The sequence below is a fragment of the Paenibacillus montaniterrae genome, from assembly GCF_018403185.1.
GTDB lineage: Bacteria > Bacillota > Bacilli > Paenibacillales > Paenibacillaceae > Pristimantibacillus > Pristimantibacillus montaniterrae.
Genome location: NZ_BOSE01000009.1, coordinates 42,759 through 54,180, shown reverse-complemented (window position 1 = coordinate 54,180; position 11,422 = coordinate 42,759). Strand labels below are relative to the sequence as shown.

Sequence of the window (11,422 nt, the reverse complement as noted above, 5' to 3'; positions counted from 1 at the left end):
TATACAATCTAAAAAATCAACCAATGGTTGATTTTGAAATGTTAATGAATATAGTGAAAGCGGAAGGTAAAGTTGAAGTAGCCAAGAACATGCTTGGCAAAGGTATGGATATTTCATTAATTGCCGAGGTTACTGGATTAACGGAAGCCGAAATAAAAATGCTGCGGGGAGTTTCTGAAAAGCGAGTGACTAGGGCGTGTCTGAGAACTCCGAAGACAGCCAATTTTGCCGAATTTTCGTTCCATGCAAGGCGCGTTTGGGAAGGCGTACCGGGCGTACGTCAAGCAAACGGAACGAAGCAGGGGGCGAAAAGGCGGTGAAAGGGGACTCTGAGCGGGTTTTCAGACACGCCCTAGCGGCTAAGGAAACTGGATAACGCTATTGGTGACAAATGAAGTCGTTCTCAGTTCTAATGAATTTCTAGCGTCTTATTAGGCGATTTTCACTGGAATTAAGGTAGTTTACCGCCTTTAACGTTATGAAAATTCATTAGATTTTAACAGACTCCAGTCAAAACATTTTGCGTCATCCAGATTCCTTAAAGCTTCACTTTAACCCTCTAAGAGCCAGTAGATCTCTATAAGAACATGAGGATTTAAAAAGCGACTAGAGGAACGCTTTGCTCCATAGTGATGACTTAATTCAACCGCGCCGAGCTTTTTCTTACGATCAGCTTCGGCTCAATGACGGTATGCTTTTTCACCTTTTCCTGATTCATCAGCTTTTGCAGCACTTGAATCGCGGTGCGTCCAAGCTCGTTGGCCTCCTGCGACACTGTTGTAATTTCAGGAATGAAGTGATGCGATAACGGAATATCGTCAAAGCCAATGATCGACATATCATCAGGAATCGTGAGCTCGTGATCAACTGCTGTTTTAATTGCACCGATCGCTACAAAATCGTTGACGCACATCACAGCCGTCGGCTTGTCGGCAAGCTGCAGCAGCTTTTCCATTTGCTTTCGGCCGGAATAGATCGAAAAGCTGTCCGTCAGTATCCATTCCTCACGCACCTCCAGCCCTGCTTCGCGCATCGTTTTCTTAAATGCTCGCAGTTTGGTAGAGGTTGTGCTCATATGCATCTCTCCGCCAAGGAAGCCGATCTGCTTATGCCCGCATTCTATTAAATGCTGGACCGCCATGCATGTGCCCGTATATTCATCAGTTGCAACGCGCGTTAGCGCATTGCCTTTCACCGTTCCATTAACGAGCACCGTCGGAATGGTCGAGGCATGCTGAATCAGCTCCTGATCCAGCTCCTCGTCGCCTATTTTCAAATTTATTCGACCGCCTAGAAAAATCATGCCATCGACGCGTTTTTCTCGCATAATGCTCAAGTATTGCGATTCCTTCTGATAATCGCCAACCGAGTTCGTCAACAGGAAGGTGTGTCCAGTCGTTAACGCCTCCTGCTCAGCGCCTGCCAGTACCTCTGTATAGAATGGATTGGTGAGGTCGGGAACGATAATTCCGATAATGCCGGTCTCTTTTTTTAGCAAGCTGCGCGCCATTGCATTAGGCTGAAACTGATATTGCTGAATAAGCGCTTCAATTTTTTTGCGTGTTGAATCCTTAACAGGAGCCGTACTATTGATTACCCTGGACACCGTCGCCACGGATACATTGGCTAGCTTGGCTATATCATATATCGTCATCTGTTTCATCACAGCAGAACCTCCGAACTCGTTTCCACATATTCATTTTCACATATTATAGCAAATATTTCATACAACTAACATAAATCAATCTTTTTCGAGCCATACAGCAGTAGGCTCGTGCGCGCAGCACGAACCTACTATTTTAAAAGGGTTATTATATTAGACACGCTCTGGCACGCTGCTATTCAGCTCTGACCATTGCATGGATGTGTGATTGTCAAACAGCAGCTTTACCTGTCGTGGTGAACGTCCCTGCTCATCGAACAGCTCTAGCGTATTAACGCCATTGTTAAGCCATGCGAGCGGCAGCTTATAATCCTCCTGAGGTCCGACCTGCCAGTATCGTCCGAGAGATCGGCCATTCAACCTAATGAATCCTTTGCTCATTCCCGTAAGACGCAGCTTTAATCTAGCATGACGAGGCGCATCCGATTCAGACCACATAAAGCTGCCACGAAGCCAGGCCGGTCCTTGCAGCTCTAATGCAGCTGAAGTTTCTTTCTCTCCTTTATCCTTCAGCGCTCCGACGCGCCACGGCTCCAGTCGTTGCTGCTCATCACAGACAATGAGCTGTAATCGCTCCATAGGCGATACGACAGGCTGCATTTCAAACTCATTAGGTCCAGCCTGAAGATAAGAGGTTAGGTCAACCGTATGAAACTTAAACCAGCTGGAGTAGCCTTCGAGCTCGACTTGAACACCGTTAATGCTCAGGTTTTCACTAATGGCCCCAACCATTAGTACACGCTTGCCCGCTTCTATATGCCATCTCTTTCTCATCGGCTTCAAATTGTCAGCAGCAATGACTTGCGACAAATCGACGATCGTATTGTCCAACTGCCAACCCTTACGGAAATCAACGATCTCAGCATCTTTATAGACAGCACCTGATATTCCTTTTTCTTCACCGAGATAAGGAGAAAAATTCAACCGGCCCATATGCTGAACGAGAAATTGAATCGTATTCCGGCCTCGCTCCAGCTGCACGCCTATGCTGCCTGCTCCTACATCCTTGATGAAGCCTTGTTCCTTGCCGTTAACATACACGCGTACAGAATCCTGCAGTGCAGAGATGGCGATCATTGTCTCCTTCTCGGACTCGCTGTACAGCTCATGGGAATAGAGCAAGTATCCCGCTTCCTGCCCGAATTCAGCAAAGCCTACAGGGCGCTGCAGCATAATACCGCTTTGGTGGTCCAGCGCAACTGGTGAAGCTGACCAATTCGCAAGCTGAGGCAGCTTGGCAGCGGTATTTGAATAACTATGACACTGAATTGCAGCAGGCTGCTCATAAGAGAACAGGCTTTGCTGATTCGTAATGTAAAGGCTTGCCCTGCTTTCATCCTTAACCCCTTCCAGCAAGCCTTCCGGAGTAACGGACACATCCTTATAGCCAATAACCCAGTCAGCAGCAGGATGGGCTACGCGCCACGCTTGTTCTGTGCTTTCGGCATTAAGCATAATAAGCTCAACGAGACGCCCGTTAGCCTTCAGCGTAATGAGCTGTGGCTCTTCAAAGCTGTAAAGGTCCAGCTGCAATCGCCGTTTATGAAGCCATGAGTAGCGGATTGAAGGATAATCGTTCGCAGACCATTCCAACGTATCTTCAGCTTCAAGCAATAGAGTAAGACGCTGACCCCTGCCCCCACTAACGATCAGCACCTGACGATTCTCATAGCTTTCGTTCCCGATGACGTAGCCGCCCATGGTCAAGCTTAGACCGTCCATTACTTTTACTCCATCGAGAACAGGAATCATCCCGCCGGCTTCAATCGTTACAGGCAAGGTTAAGTCGTCACGTAATGTAATATGGAAGCCTTCGCGCTCCTCCTTGCTGCTTGCAGCAAAAAGCAACTGCTGTCTATCAAGCTTCAAAGCCGATAAAGTCAAACCATTCGATGCATTGAATGTGGGAAGGTCTTCCTCCTCCGCTTCCAGTAAAAATTCGGACATTACATTTGTAAATTGCGACAGCTTTTTCGCAGTAAAATATTTAGCTGTAGTGCGACCATATTCATCAAGCGGTGCATCATAATCGTAGGAGGTAATCATAAAGATATCACTGCTTCCTACCGTTCTTCCGCCGTAGCTGCCAAAGTTTGTTCCACCAAAAAACATATAATGATTAATGCCGTCAAACCCGGCTGCAATCGTCTCTAAAATTCTTTTTTCATATAAGGCTGCTGTTTTTTGCAGTGCGGCTGAACCGCCCCAATGCTCAAACCACCCCGTCCAAAACTCGGTTACTAGTTTGGGCGTATCCGGTTGCTTCGCAACCAGCTTTCCATAATGCTGCTTAGCGCCTGACCAGAAGTTCGCGCATTCTATTGTGTCTTCAGCCCCGCCCACACACGTTATAAGAGGAACCTCTATGCCGCGTGCAAGCATACCGTCGCGAAGCAGACGCATATAGTTTTTACCGCGCTCACTTTCACCTAAATAGCCATATTCGTTCTCCACCTGAACGAGTATGACTGAGCCGCCCTTATGCAGCTGTCTGGCCGATATAAGAGGCAGCAAACGATCAAAATAACGAAACACATACTCTAAATGCTCCGGATGATCAATACGATATTCCATATTTGCCTTCTTGGCCAGCCACCAAGGATAACCGCCAAAATCCCACTCCGCGCAAATAAATGGCCCTGGTCGTGCTATAACCCATAGTCCAAGCTCAGCGCATAAATCCATAAATGCACCGCAGTCATTATCCCCTTCAAAGTTAAAGCTGCCTTCTTCTGCCTCATGCACATTCCAAGCAAAATACGTATCAATACAGTTCATTCCAGCTAGCTTTGCCTTTATGAGTACATCACGCCACTCCTCCTTGGGCATGCGAAAATAATGCACGGCCGCACTATTAAGGAAGACACGTTTCCCATCTATAACAAAGCTTTTTTTATCATACTGAATCGTCATCGCTCATTCCACCTATCCTTGATCGTATTTCTACTTGAAATCTATCTACAAAATAACGATTTAAAATAAATCCGAACTTCACTGTCGTTACACAGACCGTTCGGATTTATTGACATTAATCGTGCAATCCTTAAGATTATCCAACAATTCCTGACTGCTCGAAGTTTTGTACGAGCTTCTTTTGTACAGCGAAATAAATAATTAACAACGGCAACAAATAAATGAACGCTGCCGCTTGCTTCACGGCATCAAACGCAAACACATTGGCCCCAGGAACGTTATACCAGGTTTGAACAGCATATAAAATATTGTTCACATTGGCTGCTGAAAAAGTTTGCGCCAGCTTAATGCTCAAGTATGGTCCATCTGGATGGAAAAACCCTGTATAATAGGTGTCCCCATAATTCCAAACAAAGGATAAAATCCCGACGGTCATAATGGCTGGTATTGCATTGGGCAAACAGATGCGAAAATAGGTGCGATAGAAGCCGCAGCCATCAATTAAGGATGCTTCCTCTAGCTCCTTAGGCAGTCCTTTGAAAAATTGCCTGAAAATAAATACGAACATGCTCTGCTTAACGCCAAAGCCGAAGATCGCCAATAAAAATAACGTAATCGGTTTATTAATCAAATCAATCGTACTACCGCTGATCGCCGTAAAAATGCCAAGAATATCAAAGTTTTTGAAGCTCAAATATTGTGATATTAACAAGGACTGAGGCGGTACTACGAATGTAAGAATAACTAAAAACATCACAATGTTTCTTCCCCAAAAATTTACTCTGCCAAGCGTATATCCTGCGAGTGCGCATACAAAGATTTGGATGGTCGCAATCGCAGCTGCGTATATTATAGATTGTACCATCGGCATTCCATTGCCAAATACAAGCCGTATGGCTGCTTCAAAGCTGACAATTGAAAACTCCATAGGAACCCAGACAACATCGGGATTTCCTAGATCCTCCAGATTATTAAATACAGTCGGAATCATCTTAATTAGCGGATACAGAATAGCAAAGCCAAGGCCGACAATCAACGATATGAACGCATACCAGAAAACAATTTTTTTAAAGCTCTCTTTTACGCTATACAGGTTTAATTGCTTTTTTGTTGATGTTTTAGTTTGAGTCATACGGCTTCACCACCCTGTTAATAACTAGCATCAAAATCAATAAATCGATAAGTACATTCAATAAATAGACAACGGAAAGCGCTGAGCCCGTACCAATACTATTTTTGTTGAATGCGAAATAATAGATTTCCGTCGAAATCGATGATTTAAGGAACATATCAACGAACGTATAAATCATGGCAAACAACGTAATATTAGCAAGCAGTGGCAATGTGATTTTCCAAAATACCTCGTAGCCGTTCGCGCCTTCAATTTTTGCTACCTCATAAAGCGAATGGTTGATTGATTGCAGACCAGCCAAGAAAATAAGGGTCTGCACGCCTGTCTGTGAGATTAGCATAAATACGCCATTAATTAACTCCGAAATAAACCTGGTAATGTCACGAGGCAAGAAGGTATATTCTCTTAAAAAATCTAATATAAACCCGTTATCAAACGTTTGTGAAATAGAGGCGTTTGCCACATCGCCACCTGTTGTCACTAGCGTTAAATCGACAACCACCTTTAATCCTAGTACGATTGGCAGGAAAAAGATGACTCGAGCGAGCCCACGGCCCTTAAAATTAGCGTTTACAAGAATCGCACAGAACAAACTGAAAATAACGATTACGGGAGTATTGATGAAAATATCTACATTCTCATCCGTAAATATACGTAGAAACTGCGTACTTTGGCTCGACACTTCCGTTGTGAACAAATCAATGAAGTTCTGTAAGCCGACATATTCAAGGCTCATCCCTCCGGAATCGGCAACGCCAACCTTATGGAATGAATACTTAATGGTGCTAATTAACGGATTTACAAAAAATAAAATAAATCCAAGCAACCAAGGAAGCACAAAGATGATACCGTGAATCTTTCGCATATTCATATGCGAGATCTGAAATCTTCTGCCCTTATGTGCGGTATCTTCCATTACCCAACCTCCTCAAGCGTATTGCCTTTCTATTAGAGATATACTTCTTGGCAGCAATACGCTGCTTCGGAAGCATACTCTATGCGTATTGCCTTACTATTGAATGATGTAACCAAGCGCATCGAGCTGTTGTCCTTCAACGGTCACTGCGAACTTATTATAGTTAACGATAACCTTGACGCCTGACGCATAGCTTGTTTCAAACACATTTTCATCTACTATACGATGGTTCACAATTTCCCCGGAGCCAATCTTGGCCATTCCTGCGCTATACTCCTCATACAGTTCCTTTATTCGCTGCTCCATCGCACGATATTCCGTTGCAAATAAATGCCTGAATTCGGAATACTTCAGAATATCAACATTTTCTGCAGTAATCGTAAACTTCGGAATACTTCCTAGCTCAAGCGCTTGTAGAATAAAATAGTCGCTACGGTCAGCCGACAGATTCACATTTAGCGTCGTATATTGGGTTAATCCGTTCATAACGAGCTGTCTAAATGGGACTGACATATACATCGTTCCGTAATCGCTGCTTTCACGAGAGATGTTGGCAGCGTATTTCGCGTAAGCTAGCTTATCGCTATTCGGATTATCAAGAGCGACTGTTTTACTTTGAGTCAGCTTTTGCAAGTTCTCATGTACAATCGAATTTGAAATAATCGGGCTAACGATCTCCTTATCGTTATAGCTCGCATAGTATGATGAGCCCAAATCATTAACGAAAACATTGTTAAACTCGCTAGAGTCTTTGATAAATCGATCAACCGTATTGCTTAAGTTGAGCGGATGTAACAAATACTGCTTGGTCGTATACGTATCGAATATGCCCAAGGCTAGATTATATTGATGAATGGCCTGCGGCTTATTGTCAAAGCCATATACTGCATTACGCTTCGGTTTAAACCCGTCATCATCCTTATATACACGCATTAAGTCAATGTTGAAGAACAGCTCATGATCATTGCTGGCAGCATAGTTCATTAGCTGCTCCAGCTCTTCCTTATTGCCATTGGCTTTTACTAGCTCGGCTTTGTTTCCAATTGAATTATGCAATCCATCGTTAAACACGCCTTGGTAATTGATAACCGTCGGAATTCCATCCAAATCCTGCAGGATGCTTAGCAGCTGACTATAGCTCGTCATAGATTGTGATTTATGATAAGGAATCCCAAGGAAACGCTTCTCTAAAGTAAGCCCGCCAACGACATCCAAGAACAATTTCGGACGATTGTCATAGGATAACTGCAGCCCGTTTTGATCAACTAAATAGGTCTGATATGCCTTCGCAAGTTCAAAATGAGTTACCTTGCCAGCAAACAGCTTATAACGAACCGTGTAATCAACATCCATTACACCCGTCGAAGCTGTAAAACGTGCTTCCTCCTCACTGTATGGCCCGAAAACCTTCACGCGAGAGAACTGCATCGCATCAAAGCTGCTGAACACCTTATTATTAGGTGTTCCACCAAGGGACGTATCCTCCACCCCAAGCTGAACCTTGATTTTACCTAGCTCTGCTCCCTTTTCAACAATGCCGAGAAGACCGCTGCTTTTGCCTTTTTGATCGGTATAATACAAGCCAAACACCGGCATCATCAGATTTTCAGGGAATTCAGACATCTCATACAGCTTGTCATAATAGGTGTTGTTGTAGATCGGTCGCTCATACTCCGGAAATTTACCATTAAAGGTATTCATTTTGAATAAAGCGCCCGTTCCATCCGGAACAAAAATATAGCCGTCTGCCACATTTTTGGCTGCCGCCATACCGAACGAAGGAAACACCGATATGTTTTGCATCGTGTAGAAGTCATTACTGTTTGCAATCTCATAGGTCGGAACCTTAACGACTAGATCACCCTTGTCTAGCGTTACTTCCATCGTAACGATAAAGTTGGCTGGTTGAGTAATTTTAACAGCGAGTCCATGAATAGAGCTTTCTTCTATTAACATGTCCGTTGTATATTCAATAGCCTTCGTCATCGCAATTAAGTCACGAACAAGTGATAATGGCGGCAATCCCGCAAATCTGTAATAGTACAGATCGTTAGCCTTATCATATTGATACGTTAACGTTAAAGCATCCTTGAACTTCAAAGCTTGAGCCTCTGTAATCGCACCTGCAGCCAGCTTCTCCTCAATTTTATCGATAAAATGAGCTTCATAATTGGCAGCTAAAATCTTTTGTGGTACGTATTCATTCAAGCGATACGATTCAGTTTCAAAAAAGTCAAATACGATTTGAACACCGTTATCAATTTGATTGAGCTTGTAGCGTTTATTTTGGATCGCATACGTGTACGCATCCCATTCATACAACGCACCGTCTTTACCTAAATACTTAATAATAACTGGTGACTTATCGACTACACTACTATCTTTATCCAGCGATAAGCTGCTCCACTCTGTACGAGTTTGTGTGTCTACAACTTTGATATTCAAGGTTTCCGTATTAATGTACAGATCCTTACCTTCATTGCTGGCTAATTTTATATTACCCGCCTGCTGATCAAGTTCAGCGATCGCTTCAGCTTTTCCATCCTTAACGTATTCTGGCAAGGCTTGACGCTTAATGCCTAGAGATTGAATTTGTGAAGGAATAAAAAATAGTGAAATTAAGACTGCAAGTAAAATCACCGCAATGATCATTTCTTTTACTCCCGCATTTTTCATGCGGTTGATTGCTGTTTCACTTAGATTTCTAATCACATTGCGTCACCACCTTTTTGTCATTTCACTAAATGCGGAATATGCGAAGCCAATAACTTTACCGATTAACGTAAAGTACAGCATTGCCAGGAAAATAATAATGATTGCTGCTATAAAGGTGGCAATGAGCGTAAGCACATTCGTTAATGCCGTATACTCATGCACAACACAGAGCCCGCAGAACAGCAGGAAGCAAAACCATACGGTGCCAATCATCGTAAACGCATTTAACAATGGCGCCTCTTCCATCGTTACAACATTACTTAAGAGAATGCCTGAGATATCAAAAAGCAGCTTCGGCACTAAGGCATAGCTCATCACGATGAATATATCGCCAATTGAACCGTTACCATCAAACAGCGTTGTAATGCTCCAATTACTAATGAGGAACAGCACAATCGGGAATAATGTTGTTATGAAAATCGTTACACTGTTAATATAGTGAACCGGAAAAGTATTTAAGATAAAGCCTGTGTATTGATAGGATAAAACGCCAACGATTCCGACCAATAACAGAATCAAGGTTGGAAGGAAATAGGTTTTCTTCCGATGATTGATTACATGATAAAATCCATCAAATGGATGTAACAGCACATGAAACATAAACTTTCCATCTTCAATAATAGACATAAATACAGATCATACCCTTTCTAAACGGATTTAATCGATTATTGAACTGCGCTTAACCGTTCTTCCTGTTATATCTGTATTCCGAATAAACTAAGTAACCAACAAAGAGTAGAAACGGTATAACAAGCCAAATGAAGTTATTTTGAATGAAAATATTGCGATATCCCGCAAATGCTTTTGAGAAATAATGACGCGCGTTGCCCAGCTCGGAATAATACATCGCCTTTTCATATTCATCCTGCATAAGATAGTTTCTACCTACTCCTGTATAAGCAATATCATAGTTAGCGTTCAGCTCGATCGTTTTACCGTAGCTTTCTCCCGCTTCCTCCCATTGTCCATAGTAATACTGCTTCTCTGCATACAATGCTGCTTCGCCAAACTCAGTTGGCTGATAAACGTGTGCGATGGCAAACTGTTTATCGGTAATGATTAAATTGTCGCCAAACCAAGTTATCGAGGTAGGCTCCCTTACATCCCCCTTCTTATATCCGATCGAGCCAAAAATATTCAATAGATCACCTTGAAAGTTGTAAAGGAACACTCTGCCCTTCGTTTTGTCCAGCAGGGCATATACGCCATAGTCTGAAACAGCAATATCAACAAATTGGCTGCGATCATCCATTGACATGTAGTTCACGTCACCAACAACCGAAAAATATCCATTTTCCATCAGGACATTCTCTCCCTTGGAATTAAAACGGAACACCTTATCTTGAGCCGAGGAGTCAAATGTCGTTGCATAAATCATACCCTCAGAATCAATCGTTACGTTGTTGAAAGCAGGGGCAAACACCTTCTCCATTTTTTCCTTTTGCTCACTTGTCGCGATCGTTTTCCAAAAATGATCAATAACATTCACTCGTGGCTTATTTAAGCCAAAATATCTTGAAAACATCCCGTTGTTATGAATCTCAATAATCCCTTCGTAGCTGCCCTGGACGACGACGCTAATTTTCCCATCCTTATCCACGACAATTTTGGAAGGCTTGAAAAGCGTAGCTCCAACCATGTTTTCGGGCTTTTCAATGATGCGCTTAAACTGATACGTCAACCCATCTAATACGACAATTCGCTGTGCTCCCGTATCGGCAATATACAGCTCATTGCTGTAGTCATGATAGAAAACCCCTTCTGGTTTATCGAGCATAAGCTGTTTATTGGCGGCATCAACGATGATTTTATTGTTTTCGTCGCGAATCAGTTTAATGGATTGCAATAGCTGCAGATTAGCATCGAGCACATTGACTCTGCTTTCCAATGTATCGACAAGAAAAATACGTTGATCCTTACTTACAAAAACATCGTCGATGCTTCCCATCTTAATCTGCCCCATTTGATCCTGATCGATCGTATCCATCCATTCAAAGGCGGGCAAGCTTTTCGGGGTATCGCCCCAATAATCATAAATATAGTTCGATTCCTGCGTATGTTCAGCGAACACTGGAGTGGAGGG

General features: G+C 43.0%; 8 protein-coding genes. 1 reads left to right on the top strand and 7 read right to left on the bottom strand.

Features of this window, described 5'->3' with window-relative positions; all coding sequences use genetic code 11:
* The first annotated feature begins 23 nt into the window (after positions 1–23).
* Entirely contained in the window at positions 24–320 is a 297-nt protein-coding gene (locus tag KJS52_RS20505) for an Rpn/YhgA-type helix-turn-helix domain-containing protein (RefSeq protein WP_213518996.1), read from the top strand.
* Positions 321–637: 317 nt separating this feature from the next.
* On the opposite strand, the gene KJS52_RS20500 is transcribed toward KJS52_RS20505, so the two are convergent.
* The 7 genes from KJS52_RS20500 to KJS52_RS20470 all read right to left on the bottom strand — a co-directional run bounded on the left by KJS52_RS20500 (position 638) and on the right by KJS52_RS20470 (position 11,410).
* Positions 638–1,663: a LacI family DNA-binding transcriptional regulator gene (locus KJS52_RS20500; RefSeq protein ID WP_213518995.1), complete on the bottom strand. Its 1,026-nt coding sequence runs from the start codon at positions 1,661–1,663 to the stop codon at positions 638–640.
* A gap of 153 nt (positions 1,664–1,816) precedes the next feature.
* On the bottom strand, positions 1,817–4,576 hold the full coding sequence (locus KJS52_RS20495; protein ID WP_213518993.1) for a beta-galactosidase: 2,760 nt from the start codon (positions 4,574–4,576) through the stop codon (positions 1,817–1,819).
* 136 nt (positions 4,577–4,712) lie between these two features.
* Positions 4,713–5,708 carry a carbohydrate ABC transporter permease gene (locus KJS52_RS20490; protein ID WP_213518991.1) on the bottom strand — a complete coding sequence of 332 codons (996 nt, stop codon included), beginning with the start codon at positions 5,706–5,708 and terminating at the stop codon, positions 4,713–4,715.
* The gene (locus tag KJS52_RS20485; RefSeq protein ID WP_213518989.1) at positions 5,695–6,624 is read right to left on the bottom strand and encodes a carbohydrate ABC transporter permease; all 930 of its coding nucleotides are present in this window, start codon (positions 6,622–6,624) and stop codon (positions 5,695–5,697) included. Before KJS52_RS20485 ends, KJS52_RS20490 begins: the two co-directional genes overlap by 14 nt.
* Before the next feature lie 96 nt (positions 6,625–6,720).
* On the bottom strand, positions 6,721–9,336 hold the full coding sequence (locus tag KJS52_RS20480) for a DUF5696 domain-containing protein (protein ID WP_213518982.1): 2,616 nt from the start codon (positions 9,334–9,336) through the stop codon (positions 6,721–6,723).
* A gap of 6 nt (positions 9,337–9,342) precedes the next feature.
* On the bottom strand, positions 9,343–9,966 hold the full coding sequence (locus tag KJS52_RS20475; RefSeq protein WP_213518980.1) for a YIP1 family protein: 624 nt from the start codon (positions 9,964–9,966) through the stop codon (positions 9,343–9,345).
* Between the two features lie 52 nt (positions 9,967–10,018).
* Positions 10,019–11,410, bottom strand: a complete 1,392-nt coding sequence (locus KJS52_RS20470) for an NHL repeat-containing protein (RefSeq protein ID WP_213518978.1) — start codon at positions 11,408–11,410, stop codon at positions 10,019–10,021.
* Positions 11,411–11,422 lie beyond the last annotated feature (12 nt).